General features: G+C 68.3%; 14 protein-coding genes and 1 tRNA gene. 8 read left to right on the top strand and 7 right to left on the bottom strand.

Annotated features, from left to right (window positions below):
- The first annotated feature begins 17 nt into the window (after window positions 1-17).
- Window positions 18-1,508, top strand: a complete 1,491-nt coding sequence (gene pyk / locus P5G52_RS12830) for a pyruvate kinase (RefSeq protein ID WP_301227926.1) — start codon at window positions 18-20, stop codon at window positions 1,506-1,508.
- Window positions 1,509-1,620: 112 nt separating this feature from the next.
- Here the strand turns inward: pyk and P5G52_RS12825 are convergent, their stop codons facing one another.
- Complete coding sequence (locus P5G52_RS12825) at window positions 1,621-2,223, bottom strand: ANTAR domain-containing response regulator (RefSeq protein WP_087073309.1); 603 nt, start codon at window positions 2,221-2,223, stop codon at window positions 1,621-1,623.
- A gap of 137 nt (window positions 2,224-2,360) precedes the next feature.
- Here P5G52_RS12825 and P5G52_RS12820 point away from each other — a divergent pair.
- Window positions 2,361-2,445, top strand: a tRNA-Leu gene (locus tag P5G52_RS12820).
- Between the two features lie 29 nt (window positions 2,446-2,474).
- On the opposite strand, the gene arfB is transcribed toward P5G52_RS12820, so the two are convergent.
- On the bottom strand, window positions 2,475-2,897 hold the full coding sequence (gene arfB / locus P5G52_RS12815; RefSeq protein WP_301227924.1) for an alternative ribosome rescue aminoacyl-tRNA hydrolase ArfB: 423 nt from the start codon (window positions 2,895-2,897) through the stop codon (window positions 2,475-2,477).
- A gap of 68 nt (window positions 2,898-2,965) precedes the next feature.
- Here arfB and ligD point away from each other — a divergent pair, with 68 nt between their 5' ends.
- The 3 genes from ligD (at window position 2,966) to P5G52_RS12800 (ending at window position 5,214) form a co-directional block, all read left to right on the top strand.
- Window positions 2,966-3,988, top strand: coding sequence for a non-homologous end-joining DNA ligase (gene ligD, locus P5G52_RS12810; RefSeq protein WP_301227922.1), 1,023 nt, complete (start codon window positions 2,966-2,968; stop codon window positions 3,986-3,988).
- A gap of 146 nt (window positions 3,989-4,134) precedes the next feature.
- Window positions 4,135-4,752, top strand: coding sequence for a hypothetical protein (locus tag P5G52_RS12805; RefSeq protein ID WP_301227920.1), 618 nt, complete (start codon window positions 4,135-4,137; stop codon window positions 4,750-4,752).
- Between the two features lie 78 nt (window positions 4,753-4,830).
- Complete coding sequence (locus tag P5G52_RS12800) at window positions 4,831-5,214, top strand: response regulator transcription factor (protein WP_301227918.1); 384 nt, start codon at window positions 4,831-4,833, stop codon at window positions 5,212-5,214.
- Window positions 5,215-5,294: 80 nt separating this feature from the next.
- On the opposite strand, the gene P5G52_RS12795 is transcribed toward P5G52_RS12800, so the two are convergent.
- The 5 genes from P5G52_RS12795 to P5G52_RS12775 form a co-directional block, all read right to left on the bottom strand.
- Window positions 5,295-5,786, bottom strand: coding sequence for a hypothetical protein (locus tag P5G52_RS12795; RefSeq protein WP_301227916.1), 492 nt, complete (start codon window positions 5,784-5,786; stop codon window positions 5,295-5,297).
- Window positions 5,783-5,992: a hypothetical protein gene (locus P5G52_RS12790; RefSeq protein ID WP_301227914.1), complete on the bottom strand. Its 210-nt coding sequence runs from the start codon at window positions 5,990-5,992 to the stop codon at window positions 5,783-5,785. The genes P5G52_RS12795 and P5G52_RS12790 overlap by 4 nt, the downstream gene beginning before the upstream one ends.
- Before the next feature lie 131 nt (window positions 5,993-6,123).
- On the bottom strand, window positions 6,124-7,425 hold the full coding sequence (locus P5G52_RS12785; protein ID WP_301227912.1) for an alpha/beta hydrolase: 1,302 nt from the start codon (window positions 7,423-7,425) through the stop codon (window positions 6,124-6,126).
- Complete coding sequence (locus P5G52_RS12780) at window positions 7,422-9,989, bottom strand: bifunctional lysylphosphatidylglycerol flippase/synthetase MprF (protein ID WP_301227910.1); 2,568 nt, start codon at window positions 9,987-9,989, stop codon at window positions 7,422-7,424. Before P5G52_RS12780 ends, P5G52_RS12785 begins: the two co-directional genes overlap by 4 nt.
- Before the next feature lie 168 nt (window positions 9,990-10,157).
- Entirely contained in the window at window positions 10,158-10,646 is a 489-nt protein-coding gene (locus tag P5G52_RS12775) for a hotdog fold thioesterase (protein ID WP_087073296.1), read from the bottom strand.
- Window positions 10,647-10,665: 19 nt separating this feature from the next.
- Between P5G52_RS12775 and polA the strand changes: the two genes are divergently transcribed.
- From polA to rpsA, 3 genes are all read left to right on the top strand, one after another.
- Window positions 10,666-13,467 (top strand): DNA polymerase I, encoded by a 2,802-nt coding sequence (gene polA, locus P5G52_RS12770; RefSeq protein WP_435868676.1) that lies wholly within the window; start codon window positions 10,666-10,668, stop codon window positions 13,465-13,467.
- Between the two features lie 75 nt (window positions 13,468-13,542).
- Window positions 13,543-14,844 (top strand): GNAT family N-acetyltransferase, encoded by a 1,302-nt coding sequence (locus P5G52_RS12765; RefSeq protein ID WP_301227906.1) that lies wholly within the window; start codon window positions 13,543-13,545, stop codon window positions 14,842-14,844.
- Window positions 14,845-15,137: 293 nt separating this feature from the next.
- The gene (gene rpsA, locus P5G52_RS12760) at window positions 15,138-16,610 is read left to right on the top strand and encodes a 30S ribosomal protein S1 (RefSeq protein WP_104117334.1); all 1,473 of its coding nucleotides are present in this window, start codon (window positions 15,138-15,140) and stop codon (window positions 16,608-16,610) included.
- Window positions 16,611-16,815 lie beyond the last annotated feature (205 nt).

The following is a 16,815-nucleotide window of genomic DNA, read 5'->3' as shown; positions in this document are numbered from 1 at the left end:
ACGACTAGGCTAGGTTCATGAGACGCGCAAAAATCGTTGCAACATTCGGCCCCGCAATCGCCAGCTATGAGAACACCCTCGCCGTGCTCGAGGCGGGCGTCGACGTAGCCCGGATGAACATGAGCCATGGCGACTACGACGTGCACAGCACCACCTACGAGAACGTCCGCCGTGCGTCAGCGGAACTCGGCAAGCCCGTCGGCATCTTCGCCGACCTGCAGGGTCCCAAGATCCGCCTCGGCCGCTTCGCCGACGGCCCCCACGCCCTGTCGCCGGGCGACGTCTTCACCATCACCGTCGAGGACATCCAGGGCACCCAGGACATCTCGTCCACCACCTTCAAGGGACTGCCGCAGGACGTCAACGTCGGAGACATGCTCCTCATCGACGACGGCAAGGTCGCGCTCCGCGCGACCGCTGTCGACGACGTGTCGGTCACCACCGAGGTGGTCGTCGGCGGCATGGTGTCGAACAACAAGGGCATCAACCTGCCCGGCGTCGCCGTCAACGTCCCCGCGCTCAGCGACAAGGACGAGGAGGACCTCCGCTGGGCCCTCCAGATCGGCGTCGACATGGTCGCCCTGTCCTTCGTGCGCGACGCCGGAGACGTGAAGCGCGTCCACGAGATCATGGACGAGGAGGGACGCCGGGTCCCGGTCATCGCGAAGATCGAGAAGCCACAGGCCGTGGACGCCCTCGAGGAGATCATCGACGCCTTCGACGCCATCATGGTGGCGCGAGGCGACCTCGGCGTCGAGCTGCCGCTGCAGGACGTACCCATCGTCCAGAAGCGGGCCGTCGAACTGGCACGCCGCTGGGCGAAGCCGGTCATCGTCGCCACGCAGGTGCTCGAATCCATGATCGACAACCCGCGCCCCACGCGCGCCGAGGCCTCCGACTGCGCCAACGCCGTGCTCGACGGCGCAGATGCCGTCATGCTGTCCGGCGAGACGAGCGTCGGTAAGTACCCGATCGAGACGGTCCGCACCATGGCGGACATCATCGAATCCACCGAGCGCCACGGCCTCGAGCGCGTTCCGCCGCTGGGCAGCAGGCCGAAGACCCGAGGCGGCGCCATCACGCGTGCCGCCGTCGAGATCTCCGACCAGCTCGACGCCAAGTACATCTGCACGTTCACGCAGTCCGGGGATTCCGCCCGACGCCTCTCACGCCTCCGCCCGAAGAAGCCGGTGTTCGCCTTCACCCCCGTGCAGTCGACCCTGAACACCATGTCCCTCATCTGGGGTATCCAGCCGAAGCTCGTCGAGTTCGTGGAGCACACGGACCAGATGACGGCCCAGGTGGACCGGGTCCTCTTCGAGCAGGGCCTCGTCGAGGTCGACGACCTCGTCGTCATCGCCGCCGGGTCCCCTCCCGGACAGGCGGGCTCCACCAACTCGCTCAAGGTGCACCGCGTCGGTGACATCACGGATGCCGGGCAGCTGCCCGACGGCCACACGTCCTACATCAAGGAAGGCGTCGGCCCCTGGCCCCTCAAGAAGAAGTAGCCTGACCGCTTCCGGGCAACAGAAGACCCCCACCCGATCGGGTGGGGGTCTTCTCTGCTTCGGCCGCCGTCGTCGCGTCTGCCGCTCCAGCGGTGTCGTCCGGGAACTGGCGTCAGTTGACCTGGTTGATGATCGTCTCGGCGACCTCGCGCATGCTGAGGCGACGGTCCATGGACGTCTTCTGGATCCAGCGGAAGGCCTCCGGTTCGGTGAGGCCCATCTTCGTGGTCAGCAGGCTCTTCGCACGCTCGACCAGCTTGCGGGTGGCGAACTGCTCCTGCAGGTCGGACACCTCGGCTTCGAGCGCCTTGATCTCCTCGTAGCGCGACATGGCGATCTCGATGGCGGGGATGAGGTCGGCCGGGGTGAAGGGCTTGACCACGTAGGCCATGGCACCGGCGTCACGCGCACGGTCGATGAGTTCCTTCTGGCTGAAAGCGGTGAGCAGGACGACAGGCGCGATACGGGCCTTGACGATCTGTTCCGCCGCCGTGATGCCGTCCATGACGGGCATCTTCACGTCCATGAGCACGAGGTCCGGCTTGTGCTCCTGGGCGAGGGCGACGGCCTTCTCGCCGTTGTCGGCCTCCGCCACGACCTCGTAGCCTTCCCCACGCAGGATCTCGATGATGTCGAGCCGGATGAGCGTCTCGTCCTCGGCCACGATGACCCGGCGTGCGGGTCCGGCGGGCGTGGATTCGGTGGGTTCAGACACTGTTGCTCCTTGATGACGATGGCGTTCCGATGGGCCCGCGGAGCCATGCTCCCGTTCCCGGAAACAGCCTATCGGCATGTAGAGTGGATTCGCGCACCGGGCCCCGAGGAAGTCATCCCTGGGCAGGTGCGGCTACGGCCCGAATGGCGGAATTGGCAGACGCGCTGCACTCAAAATGCAGTATCGAGAGGTGTGTGGGTTCGAGTCCCACTTCGGGCACCAGTCTTCAGCAGGGTCCGGCCGGGGCATCACTACTCCGCAGCGGGCCGCTGTCGCTGGCGTTTCGTGGCTGACCGGTGTTCCTTGGCAGCCAGTCGCCGGCGGACGGAGCCCCGGGTGGGTCGGGTCGCCCGGCGGGCGGCCGGTTCGGGCGCGAGGGCCTCCGCCACCTGCTCGGCGAGCTTGGCCAGGGCGATCTCGCGATTGCGCAACTGTGAGCGCCGCTCCGAGGCCGTCACGGTGATCACCCCGGAAACCAGACGGGGCCCGAGACGCGTGAGCAGCATCGTGCGCTGGCTGTCCGAGAGCGCCGCCGAGCGCGCGACATCCCACAAGAGGTCTGCGCGGCTGTCCGAGGTGTTGACGTGCTGGCCGCCCGGCCCGGACGAACGCGAGAACCGCCAGCCCAGTTCCGACGCGGGAATCGTGAGTGCGGGTGTCACCTCGAGATCCATGTACCCAGCGTCGCACGACCAGGAGCAGGGAGGGTCCTCCTCGAAGGCGCCGGGGGTAGATTGAGCCCATGGCCAGCGAAGCGATGATCCTCGATGTCGACGGTCCGGACGGCGTGCGTCCGGTCCGCCTGTCCAGCCCGTCACGGGTGCTCTGGCCGCAAGTGGGGCTGACGAAGCTGGACCTCGCTCGCTACCTCGTCGAGGTCGCGCCCGCCTTCCTGCGGGCGAACGGCGGGCGTCCGGTCTCCCTCCAGCGGTTCGGCGGCGACGTGGACGGCGAGTACTTCTTCAGCAAGAATCCGCCCAAGGGCGCGCCCGACTACGTGCGGAGCGTGACCGTCGTCTATCCCAGCGGCCGCTCGCACCCCCAGCTGGTCCTGGACGAACCGGCGTCGGCTGTCTGGGCGGCCCAGATGAACACGGTCGTCTTCCACCCGTGGGCATCGCGCGCGGACGCCCCCGACCTGCCGGACGAGCTGCGGATCGACCTCGACCCGCAGCCGGGCACCACATTCCCCGACGTCGTGGCGGCGGCCCGTGAACTCCGTGCCGTCCTCGGTGAGGCGGGCCTGACCTGCTTCGTGAAGACGTCCGGCAACCGCGGCCTCCATGTGTTCGCGCCGATCGAACCGGTGCACGAGTTCCTCGAGGTCCGCCGGGCCGTGATCGCCGCCGCACGTGAACTGGAGCGGCGGATGCCGGACCGCGTGACGACGGCGTGGTGGAAGGAGGAGCGCGGCGCCCGCATCTTCGTGGACTACAACCAGGCGAACCGGGACCGCACGATGGCCGGGGCCTACAGCCCGCGGGCGCTCCCGCACGCCTCCGTGTCCTGCCCCCTGACCTGGGACGAGCTGACCGGCGTCGACCCTGCCTCCTTCACCATCACGACCGTGCCGGAGCGCCTCCGGACGATCGGCGACCCGTGGGAGGACCTTCACGCAGAGCGGGGAAGCATCGACGTCCTCCGCGGCTGGTGGGACCGCGACGTCGAGGCCGGGCTGGGCGAGCTCCCTTTCCCGCCCGACTTCCCAAAGATGCCGGGCGAGCCCAAGCGTGTGCAGCCGAGCCGGGCCCGTAACCGCGACTGATCCGCCCTGTCAACGGGCGTTCCGCAGCGCCCCGTCCGGGCGCGCCCGGGAGTGCGCTGGTAGAACAGGAATGAAACGTTGCCGCGCCCCGGCGTCGAGCCGGGCCTGAGCCGTGCCGGCCCCAGCGCCCGGCCGCTGGGAGACCCATGAAGAACACCCTGCTGTCATCGACCCTCCTGCTGATCCTCCTGACCGGATGCGGTGGCAACCCTGCCACCGATGAGGAGCCTGCCGGCCCCACACCCGATCCTGCCGAGACGAGCGCGCCGGCGTCGACACCCTCGGAGGCCCCGTCGGTCGAGGGCCTGGCCGATGCCGCCAGCGGCACGTTCTCCTTCCGGATCGACCAGGCCCAGGGCGACGTCGTCCTTCCCGCCGAGGCGCCGGAGGATGTCGAGGCGCTGCGCGGGCAACTGGGCCAGGACCCGGTGAGCTACGTGCTGGTGACCGTCCAGAATCCGGACGGAGGAGCGACGATCGACCTCGACACGGTGACGGTGTCCACCCCTGAAGGCCAGGACCTGCAGTTCCGCCCCGCATCGACGGTGATCGGGGAGTGGGGGGCAGCAGCGAACAGCGGTGAATCCTCGCCGGAAGTCGCCGACCTGGTGGGGCAGTACAGCGGGGGAGCTATCCCCGGGGAGACGAGCGAACTGCTGATGATCGGAGCGTTCCCCGAGGTGCCCGACACGGTGCGGACGGTGACGGTCCAGCCGGCCGGGGGCGGCGAGCCCGTGGAGGCGACCGCCAACCCGGAGTCGTAGGTTACTGCCTCGTGGACTGTGACCTCACAAGCCATTGTCGCCTCCGCTTCGGCAGTGCCGCAGAGTAAGCTTCGAGCTATGCCGATCAAGGAGCCCTCCCGCACAGCGGTGGTCATCGAGGACGACGATGACGTCCGCGATCTGCTGCACACCGTGCTGACAGGATCGGGCTTCCTCGTCCATACCGCCCCTGCGGGACTCGCGGGCGTGGAGATGGTGCGCCGGCTCATGCCGGACGTCGTCACGCTCGACGTCGGGCTGCCGGACATCGACGGCTTCGAGGTCGCGGAGAGGATCCGCAGGTTCTCGACCACCTTCATCGTGATGCTGACGGCACGGGCGGCACCGTCCGACGAGAAGCGCGGGTTCGAGGCCGGCGCAAACCGCTACCTGCGCAAGCCCTTCCGCCCGGCTGAGCTGCGCCGGCACATCCAGGAAGGGATGGCGGCGGCGGGCGTCTGACGTCCCCGTCCAGGGCTCCGCTTTCCCTACGGATCGGTTTTATCGGAGTTTTATCGGAGGGGCTCGGTGCCTCGTGCTGCTCAGTGGCTCCTTGCCCCGGCCCTGCTGACCAGCACGGGCTGGTTCACGGCGTCGGACGCCAGACCCGTCACCACGGCGAAGACACCCTTGTGCAGGTAGTCGATGACCTTCTCACCCGTCGGCCACAGGGAGGGCGCCGCCCCGGCGCCGGTCGCGTTCTCCAGCGTCTGGTCGAAGGCGAGGCGGACGACGGTATGGGCGGCCGTGGCTGAGGGGCCCCGGATGCCCGTGACGGACCAGATCCCCCGGAGGGCGCCGAGGGTGGCGCCGGTGGCCCAGTGCATCGTGTGGTTCCACACCGGGTAGTGGACAGCATTGCTGGTGGGCCGGCCGACCAGGATCCGGAGGGTCCGTGCGGGGATGTGTGAGTCCGGACGCCCCGTGATGCGTTGCTCCACGAGTTCGCCGACGGTCATGGCGGCCGTCCCTACCAGACCCGCGGCCGCGCCGCGCAGTGCCGCCCGGGCGAGAACGGAACCGCGACCCGTCACTTGTCGTTCCCTCCGTCCGGCGCGTCTTCGAGGTCGTTACCGCGACTGTCGTCACCGAGGTCGGTGTCGATACCGTTGTTGTCGTCGTAATTGCCGGTATCGGTGCCGGTATTGTCGCTGTCCTTGTTGCCGAGGTCGCAACCGCCGACGAAGAGGGCGCTGGCGGCGAGAACGGCGGCGATGGTCTTCATTTTCTTGTCGGCCATGAGGGTTCCGTTCACTGGTGCCGTGGATCGGGCGGCGTTCTCGCCGTCGACAATTCACGGTAGGCAGGCCGACGAGAGCGCGGCAACCGCCGGCGGCGAGCGGAAGGGGCTTGCATTCGGTGCCCGGGTTCCTACCCGGGCACGACGCCGTAGCGCTGCATGAGCCAGTCCAGGTTGTCCTGCAGCCCCGCCTTCCACGCCTCCCAGGTGTGGCCGCCGGGTACGGTCTGCAGCCGTACGTCGACCTTCGCCTGCTTCATTGCTGCGGCGACCTTCTCGCCCTGCGGCCGGTAGAAGGTGTCATCCGCTCCCACGGTGATGACACCTGCCGTGCCGGCCAGGGTGCGGGTGGTGATCACATCGAGGGGATTCTGCGCGGCGAAGGCGGTGGCGTCTCCCGAGAAGTAGCCGGCGATCAGCGCGTCCTGGCCCGCCCCGATGGTCGGCTTGTCCTCCCCCGAGATGTCCAGGAACGTCGGGTAGGCATCAGGATGCCCCGTCGCGAGGGTCAGCGAGCAGGTGCCTCCGTAGGAGAACCCGCCGATGGCCCAATCCGTCTTCGCATCGGTGCCGGCCTTCAGCGTGTCCTTCACCCAGTTCGGAACGTCCGTGGAGAGGTAGGTGCCCGCCCGGCCGTAGTTGCTGTCCAGGCACAGGGACGGCGTCGGTCCGGTGCTCGCCGTCGCATCGGGCAGCACGACGATCGGTGCGAGGCCCTTGTGGGCGGCGGCATAGGAATCCATCACCGTCGGCAGCTGCCCGCCCGTGATCCAGTCCTCCGGTCCTCCCGGGTCGCCGTGGATCAGCACCAGCACGGGAACGGAGGCCGGAGTGGCGGACAGGTAGGCCGGCGGAAGGTAGACGTACGCGGGCCCGGCTTTCACGCCCGACACGGTGCCGGGGATCGTCGTCCGGTACACCTTTCCCGTGGCGGGCATGTCGGCCGGAGGGGTCCAGTCGGCGAGGGTGCTCAGGGGGCCGGCCTCCGCGTCCGCGGGAGTTCGAACGGCCCCGAGGTCCGGGACGGCGCTTCCGCCCGTCGCTGCCCCCAGCGTCGGATACGAGCCGTAGTACGCGTTGACACCCGCTGCCACTGCGGCGAGGACCACGATCGGTGCGACGACGGCAAGGCATCGCTGCCACCAGCGCGGGGAGGCCCGGACCTTCGCGACGGCGAGGACGACGCCCGCGATGCCGAGCCCGCCGAGCAGGTAGAACCACGCCGGCTGTGGTGCGCCCCAGCTGTTCAGGACCTTTTCGGTGACGAACCACACGACCAATCCGCCGACAGCTCCGATGGCGAGCGCCGGAAGGACCGCCCGGACGAGGAACCGGCGGCGTCCGGCCACTAGCCAAAGCAGGGCGATGCCGCCCACGACCGCGAACAGTGCCGGGGCCGGCCCGTCGATCAGGTCCCAGTCGAGGGGATTCATCGGCGTGCTGCCGTGAGGAGCCGCCAGACATCGACAGCGCGGACGTCGGGGGCGTAGGCCCTGGCGACAGCCTGTCCGATCGACGGCAGGGTGGCCGAGTCCTCGTAGCACAAATAGAGCGGCACGTACCGGGGTCCGAACTTCGACTTGAACGCGAAGAGGGATCGGAACCCGTATACCGGTTCGAGCGCCCGCCCGACCAGGCCGAGGACGCGGTCGAGGGCGTCGTCGGACCCGTCCGTGCCGGTTCGGATGCCTGACCGGGCCAGGGGAGCACCGGACAGGCTCAGTTCCGCATATCCCTCGGCCTGCAGGTCCAGTGCGGCCTGCGCGATGAGCACTTCGATGCTGTGCTTGAAACCGGAGCCGCGGCGCCGCATGAAGTCGAGGGTCCATCCCGTCACCCGACCGTTCTCGTGGATGGGCAGCCAGGACGCGACCGCGTGGACGGTCCGGTCGTCGTCGAGGATGACCGAACAGCGGACCGCCGGGTCGCGCAGTTCGTCGATACCGCCAAGGGTGAAGCCCATCTCGGGTAGGGATCTGTCCGCCACCCACTCCTCCGAGATGCTGCGGATCTGGTCCAGGATCACGAGCGGTGTCCTTCGGGTGTCCACCCATTCGCTGTGCACGCCGACCCTCCGCGCCTGGTTGAGTGCGGTACGGATGTCCTGGAACTTCCTGCCCGTGAAGGCGAGGTTGCCGAGGTCGAGCACCGTCTCCTCGGCCACCTGAAGGCGTCGAAAACCCACGACCTCGAGTGCCTCCGCGACCGGGCCGGTCACCGAGTAGAAGCAGGGAGTCCAGCCCTGGGCATGGCAGTACCCGCAGAACCCCCGCAACGCTCGGTCCCGGTCGGCGCGGGGGCCTACGGGCCCGGCGAGGGTGAGCGCAACACCGGATATCACCCGGTAGGGCATGTAGGACGTCCCGTCGAACCAGTAGGAGTTGCCCGGCCACAGGCCCATCCACGTCATGGAACCCCTGCCGTGCATCCTGGCGATTGCACGCGCGCGCTCGCGATCGGCGTCGTCCGCCGTGCGCTGGACGGATCGGAACGAGCGGAGGAGCAGCACCGCGACCACGGTCCAGAAGGCGATGCCGATCCATTCGTAGAGGATGACGGCTGCGCTGTCCGAGGGCAGGAAGGCGGGGTAGATGCGCAGCGTGGCAGCGACAGGCAGGAGACGCTGGGGGAAGTCGGCGAGGAGGACGGGCAGTGTCGCCACGGGGCTGAACTGGCCGGCGACGGCGAGTCCGATGCCGACGTAGAGTGCGGCAGCGAGGACCAGTGCAAGGACGGCGCGGACGCTGATCGTCCGGTACGTGCCGGGGGCCGCCCGAAGCGTGAAGAGCCTCCGTCCGACGACGAGGAGCAGGACGATTGCGACGGGCTGCAGGGCGGGCACCACCAGGTCCGCGATGATCCGCTCCGGAGGCGCGCCCTGAAGGAGCGGGGCGAGTTCGCCGTCCGCCCCGTGGTGCAGGAACGTCAGGAACGTGTGGACGGACAGGAGCGCCAGTCCGGCCTGCACCACGATCGTCCCCGCCCAGGCGAGGCGGCGGCCCCGCCGCAGGCCGTCCGCGAGGACGAGCAGGAGCACCGTCGGCAGGCACGACATCGTGATCCCACCGAGGCCCGCGCGGGCCTGCAGCTGCGCTTCGGCGCAGCGGTGCACCGCGCTTCGGGGCCCACAGGCCGCCCGCACGGCGTCGGGGGTCACGCCCTCGACGGAGGTGAAGAGGACGCCGAGGACGGCGAAGGGTCCCGTCGCGTGGGGAGACAGAGCGGCCAGAGCAGGGCCGACGGCTGCGGCAGCGCACACCAACGCGACGAGGACGCGGGACTCCCGGATGGAGGGCGCGGCACGTCGGCGCATCCGATGGCGGAGGAGTGAGGGTCCCGCGGCGAGCCCGGCCAGGGCGGCGACGAGCAGCGCGACGGACAGGAGTGCGCCGTTGTAGAGGACGAGGGTCAGTGGGACGAGCACCCCGAGGATCCGAAGACGACGGCGCCAGAGGGGACCCATGCCGGCGGTCGCGGCCAGGGTCGCTCCCAGCACTCCGAACGCGGGTCCGCCCAGGGAGGTTGCGCCGAAGTCCTCGGCCCATCGCGGGAAGAGGGGCGCCACGGCAGCACCGAGGACAGTGGCCCCCGCGAGTGCTGCGAGATGGGTCACCACGACGGCGGCGGCGAAACGGCGGGACCCCAGCCTGCCTTCGGCCAGGATGCCAGGGCCGAGGAGTGCCGCCGTCGCGCCGGCATAGGCCAGTGGGCTTGGCGCCCAGGCCAGGGACAGGACGAATGCGAGGGGATTCTGTGCGACCGTGTCGGGATCGAACAGCACCAGCGGTGCGAGTCCGGCCGGCGGGCCATCCGGCGATGACCCTGTCGCCAGCGCAAGAAACCACAGGGCCGCGAGGCCGGCCAGCGCCACGGGCGCCCGCCGCGCCAACGAGACGGGGAACGACCGGAGGGCCGTTGCCCGGGTGGCCTGGGTGGTCTCTGTGGCCTGCGCCTCGGGGACTGCCGCCGCTCCGCCGTCGTGCCGGTCCAGGCTCATGGATCCCCTCGTGCAGACGCTGTTCCACCCGCGGGGGAAAGACAGATCCCCGCTGGTGCGCGCCGTGGTGCAGCGCCACCGTCAGTATCCGGGTGGCCGCTGGGCGGTCGCTGGACGGAACATGGGAACGCGCTGCAACCGTTGGAGGAGGTGCCCTGGAGTAATCAGTCAGTCGCGGGCGTCCCGGATCATGTTCGTGATGCGGGCGGTGGAGAGCCGCCGCCCCTGCTCGTCCGTCATGACCACTTCGTGGGTGGTCAGGGTCCGGCCGAGGTGGATCGCCGTCGCGGTGCCGGTGACGAGGCCCGAGGAGGTGCTGCGGTGATGCGTCGCCCCCACCTCGATTCCGACCGCCTGCCGTCCCGGACCCGCATGGAGTCCTGCCGCGAAGGAGCCGAGCGTCTCCGCCAGGACCACGTGCGCTCCGCCGTGCAGGATGCCGGCGACCTGCTGGTTGCCCTCGACGGGCATGGTCGCGACCATGCGTTCGGCGCTCATCTCGGAGAAGACGATGCCCATCTTGACGGTCAGGGCCCCCACCCCGTAGCGGCCCAGCCAACCGTGCATCTCAGCGGGGATTCCGGCGGCGATGAGCTCGGCCAACCGCTCTTCGGACGGTGCCTGGACGGCGTCGGGCTGGGTGCGGTTGTCTGTCATGGCAACTAGGCTGGCACCTGTGAGTGAAACAACCAAACCTGCTGCCACCCTGACCATGACCCCGCCCGCCGAGAGTTCCCCGGAAGGGTCGGAGGCCCCGGCCGGCGGGCAGGAGCCGGCCCGGCGCAGCGACGGCTCACGCAACAGGCTCCTGGTCATCGATGGACACTCGATGGCGTTCCGCGCCTTCTATGCGCTTCCGCCCGAGAACTTCTCCACCGACACCGGTCAGCACACTAACGCGGTCTACGGGTTCACCGCGATGCTCATCAACCTCATCAAGGACCAGAAGCCGAGCCATGTGGCGGTCGCCTTCGACCTCGACACCCCCACCTTCCGCTCCGAGGAATACACGGAGTACAAGGGCGGGCGCTCCAAGACGCCCGAGGAGTTCCATGGGCAGGTCGACCTGATCATCAAGGTCATGGAGGCGATGCGCATCCCGACCATCTCCCTGGACGGTTACGAGGCCGACGACATCCTGGCCACGCTCGCCTACCAGGCAGCCGAGGCCGACTGGGACGTGCAGGTGGTGAGCGGGGACCGTGACGCCTTCCAGCTCGTCAACGATCGCGTGACGGTGCTTTACCCGAAGCAGGGCGTGACCAACATCCCGCAGATGGACGCGCAGGCCATCGAGGAGAAGTACTTCGTCCCGCCGCACCAGTACTCGGACCTCGCAGCGCTGGTGGGGGAGAGCGCCGACAACCTGCCGGGGGTACCCGGCGTCGGCCCGAAGACCGCGGCGAAGTGGATCAAGCAGTACGGGGGCCTCGAGGGGATCCTCGAGAACCTCGACAAGATCGGCGGCAAGGTCGGGGATTCGTTGCGCGCCAACATCGACGATGTGAAGCGGAACCGGCGGCTGAACCGGCTGCTCACCGATCTGGACCTCCCCGTGAACCTCGACGCCATGGTCTCCCAGCACCCGGACCGGTCCGCCGTCGAGGACCTGTTCGACTCCCTGCAGTTCAATACGCTGCGCAAGCGGTTGTTCGACCTCTTCGGGGAGGAGGAGACCGAGGACGAGAATGATGAGCAGAGTGCCCCCGCGCACGTGCTGCTCGACGACGCCGCCGGGCTGAGGGAGTGGTTCAACACAACGAACCAGGCGCAGGCCTCCGTGGCACTGGCGACCGAGACGACGGCGGGGGCAACCGACGTCGTCGGGATCGCCGTCGTCACCAGCCTGCACGCGGCCTTCATACCGCTCGAGCAGCTCGACGCCGAGGCCGAGAAGGTGCTGGGGGACTGGCTGTCCGACACGGACGCGCCGAAGATCGTCCACGACTTCAAGGCCGTCTTCAAGCTGCTGTCCGCCCGCGGCTTGATGCTGGCGGGGGAGATCGACGATACGGCCCTCTCCGGCTACCTCATCCAGCCCGACCGGCGCAGCTACGATCTCGCCGACCTCGCCCAGTACCATCTGCGCCTGTCCATCACGGCGTCGGCCAACGACTCCTCGGGCCAGCAGGCCCTCGACCTCGGCGGCAACGATGTCGCATCGCCGGCCGTGGTCGCCGCCTATGCCGCGCTGCGTCTCAGCGAGCACTTCGCCGGCCAGCTCGTCGAGCGCGGAGCCAACCAGCTGCTCGGTGGGCTGGAGCTCCCGCTCGCGGAAGTGCTCGCCCGCATGGAACTCACCGGCGTGGCCGTCTCCGTCGACGGGCTCGACCGGCTCTTCGACGACTTCTCGAAGACGATCAGCGCTGCCGGAGCCGAGGCGTACCGGATCATCGGCAAGGAGATCAATCTCGGCTCGCCCAAGCAGCTGCAGACCGTTCTCTTCGACGAGCTCGAGCTGCCCAGGACCAAGAAGATCAAGACCGGCTATTCCACCGACGCCGACGCCCTGACCGACCTGATCGCCAAGACGGGTCACCCTTTCCTCGAGCAGCTTCTCGCCTACCGGGATGCCCTGAAGCTTCGCCAGACGGTCGAGGGACTCCGCAAGGCAGTCGACGACGACGGCCGGATCCACACCACGTACCTGCAGACCATCGCGGCGACCGGCCGGCTCTCCTCGACGAACCCGAACCTGCAGAACATCCCTGTCCGTTCCGACGAGGGCCGCCGGATCCGCGAAGTGTTCGTCGTCGGGCAGGGTAGGAACGGCGAGAAGTTCGAGAGCCTGATGACGGCCGACTACTCGCAGATCGAGATGCGCATCATGGCGCACCTGTCGGGCGACGAAGGCCTCATCTCGGCATTCCAGGAGGGCGAGGACCTCCACCGTTTCGTCGGCTCGCACATCTTCGGCGTCGCACCCGAGGAAGTCACCAGTGCCATGCGCTCCAAGGTCAAGGCCATGTCCTACGGCTTGGTCTACGGGCTGAGCTCGTTCGGGCTCTCCAAGCAGCTCAACATATCGGTGGACGAGGCACGGACGCTGATGCGCGACTACTTCGAGCGCTTCGGCGCCGTACGCGACTACCTCCGCGGCATCGTGGAGCAGGCCCGCAAGGACGGCTTCACCTCCACCATCGAGGGGCGACGCCGCTACCTGCCCGACCTGTCCAGCGACAACCGGCAGCTCCGCGAGATGGCCGAGCGTGCCGCCCTCAACGCACCCATTCAGGGTTCTGCAGCGGACATCATCAAGAAGGCGATGCTCGGCGTCGACGACGCCCTGACGCGGCGCGGACTGGCATCGCGGATGCTCCTCCAGGTGCACGACGAACTCGTCCTCGAAATCGCGGAAGGGGAGTCCGAGGAGGTCGAGGCACTGGTCCGGGAGCAGATGGGCGCTGCAGCCGAGCTCTCGGTGCCGCTCGACGTCTCGGTGGGTACAGGAGCGAGCTGGCACGACGCCGCGCACTAGGAACCAGGGCCGGGTCCGCCCCCAGCGGACACACCTCTGGTCGGCGCCGGACGCTCCCGGCTAGGGTGGTGAGGTGTGAGCGACGACACCAAACCCCACCTGCACACCGAGATCTTCACCCCCGGCGCCGACGAGGGTGACACAGCAGACGGCCGCTTCGCGAAGTGGCTCAACGCCGAGGGGATCGGGTTCCACGACGGGACCTTCGACCCCGAGGACATCCCGCGGTTCCTGACTGCGTACCGCGAGGACCAGCGGGTACTGTGGGGCGTGCACGACCCGGCGCAGCCCGCCGAAGCACTCGGTGCCGACCATCCGGTGGCCACCTACGGCACCATGGTGCACCCGCTGAACGTCGGTGCGGGCCAGATCGACGCCCACCAGATCACGGCCGTCACGGTGCGGTCCAGCCACCGGCGCAACGGCATCCTGCGCTCCATGATGACCAGGGATCTGCGTGAGGCGAAGGAGCAGGGTCGCCCACTGGCCATCCTGACCGCGTCGGAGGCTACGATCTACGGGCGGTTCGGCTTCGGCTGCGCCACCTTCACCCAGAGCGTCGAGGTCGACGTCCGGGAGCGCTTCGAGGTGGTGGCCCCGAGGACGGGCACGACGACGCTCGTCGCGAAAGAACATTCGGTGCGCCTCGCCGAACAGATCTTCGCGCGTTTCCAGGAGGCGACCTTCGGGTCCGTGGCGCGGCAGTACGCGTACCCACGCCGCGCGTCCGGCGAGTGGGGCAGGGAGCGGCCAATCGAGGACCGGACCGTGCGGATGGCCGTGCACTACGACGCTGCGGGAACGCCCATGGGGTACGTGTCCTACCGGTTCGCCGGCTGGGAGACGACGCCCTACACGATGAAGATCGTGGACCTCGTCGCAGCCACTCCCTCCGCCTACCTCGAGCTGTGGCGGTACCTGGGATCGCTCGACCTCGTCCAGCTCATCACGTGGGACGGAGCGCGGCGCGACGACCCGCTGCCCTGGGCGCTGCGGGACCGGCGCTGCTATGACGTGAAGGGAACCGAGGACGTCCTCTGGGTCCGCCTGCTCGACGTGCCGACCGCGCTCGGAAGCCGTTCGTACCGTGGAAGCGGAACGATCGTCCTGGAGGTCGTGGACACGCTCGGGCTCGCGGGCGGCTCCTACATCCTGACCGTCGTCGACGGTGTAGCGCAGGTGGAGCACGTCGAGGCTGCGGCGGCACCTGACGCCACCCTCACCATCAACGCGCTCAGTTCGCTGTACCTCGGGGGAGTGTCGGCCTCCGCCCTCGCGGCGGCCGGCGCCCTCGACGCCGTCGCCGACGACGCCGTCGAGCTCCTCGACACGCTGTTCGGTCGATCCGAGGAGCCGTACTGCATCACGCATTTCTAGGACGCACGACGGCGGCACCCAGGGGTCGTGGGCCCGCCGCATCGCGCCGCGGGTCCTCCCCGCCCGGCTTTGACGGTGTTGGACCCCGAGGCTAGACTAGACAGGCGCGTAGTGCGTTCTGGTGGATTCCGGTGTAAGCCGGCAGCCCCAGTGCGCGGTACCACTCCTGAATCTTCCGAGGTTCTTTCCATTTCGTCCACATCCGGACATTGGAACCCGCTCCCGGCCCAGCTGGAATCGCGGTGTCCGCCATGACCGGAGCAAGTAATCATCCACAACGGAGCCCCAACTACATGACCATCACCACCACCGAGAAGCAAGGTGCCCCCGTAGTCGCGATCAACGACATCGGCACCGCTGAGGACTTCCTCGCAGCGATCGACGCCACCATCAAGTACTTCAACGACGGAGATCTCGTCGAGGGTACGGTCGTCAAGGTCGACCGCGACGAGGTCCTGCTCGACATCGGTTACAAGACCGAGGGTGTCATTCCTTCCCGCGAGCTTTCCATCAAGCACGACGTCGATCCCGGAGACGTCGTCTCCGTGGGCGATCAGGTCGAGGCTCTGGTTCTCACCAAGGAAGACAAAGAAGGCCGTCTGATCCTCTCCAAGAAGCGCGCTCAGTACGAGCGTGCCTGGGGCGACATCGAGAAGGTCAAGGAAGAAGACGGCGTCGTCACCGGTACCGTCATCGAGGTCGTCAAGGGTGGCCTCATCCTGGACATCGGCCTGCGCGGCTTCCTGCCCGCGTCCCTCGTCGAGATGCGTCGCGTCCGTGACCTGGCTCCGTACATCGGCCAGCAGATCGAAGCGAAGATCATCGAGCTCGACAAGAACCGCAACAACGTCGTTCTGTCGCGTCGTGCATGGCTCGAGCAGACCCAGTCCGAGGTCCGTTCCACGTTCCTCAACAAGCTCGAGAAGGGCCAGGTCCGTCCGGGCGTCGTCTCCTCGATCGTCAACTTCGGTGCGTTCGTGGACCTCGGCGGCGTCGACGGCCTCGTCCACGTCTCCGAGCTGTCCTGGAAGCACATCGACCACCCCTCCGAGGTTGTCGAGGTCGGTCAGGAAGTCACCGTCGAGGTCCTCGAGGTCGATCTGGACCGCGAGCGTGTCTCCCTGTCGCTCAAGGCTACGCAGGAAGACCCCTGGCAGACCTTCGCCCGTACGCACGCACTCGGCCAGGTTGTTCCCGGCAAGGTCACGAAGCTCGTTCCCTTCGGCGCGTTCGTCCGCGTCGAGGACGGCATCGAAGGCCTCGTGCACATCTCGGAGCTCGCTGTCCGCCACGTCGAACTGGCCGAGCAGGTTGTCTCCGTGGGTGACGAGCTCTTCGTCAAGGTCATCGACATCGATCTCGAGCGCCGCCGCATCTCCCTCAGCCTCAAGCAGGCCAACGAGGGTGTCGACGCCGACAGCACCGAATTCGATCCCGCGCTCTACGGCATGGCCGCCGAGTACGACGAAGAGGGCAACTACAAGTACCCCGAGGGCTTCGACCCCGAGTCGAACGAATGGCTCGAGGGCTACGAGACCCAGCGCGCCGCCTGGGAGGCTCAGTACGCTGAGGCCCAGTCCCGCTGGGAGTCCCACAAGAAGCAGGTCGTCCAGCACGCGTCCGACGACGCCGCTGCAGCGAACGAGCCTGTCGAGTCGAACGCGACGAGCTACTCTTCGGAGCCCGTCGCCGCTGACACCGGATCCGGCACGCTTGCGTCGGACGAGGCACTCGCAGCACTGCGCGAGAAGCTGACCGGAGCGTAAGCTTCCCGTCCGGCTGACTGACGCCACAGAAGGCCCCCGTCCACCAGGACGGGGGCCTTCTGCCGTTAATCCCCCTTAGCGATCAGCCTTGTCGACCGTGCCTGGCCATGCTTCTGCCATTCCGCCGTCGACCGCAGTGGCCGAGCTCGTCATTCCAGACCGGCGCGACATGCCCGCCTCCGACCGATCGGAAGCGGGCATTCCT

Source organism: Arthrobacter burdickii, assembly GCF_030433645.1.
GTDB classification, from domain to species: Bacteria; Actinomycetota; Actinomycetes; order Actinomycetales; family Micrococcaceae; genus Arthrobacter_D; species Arthrobacter_D burdickii.
The sequence above is the reverse complement of the archived record's forward strand: the minus strand, read 5'-3'. Positions and strand labels throughout refer to the sequence as shown.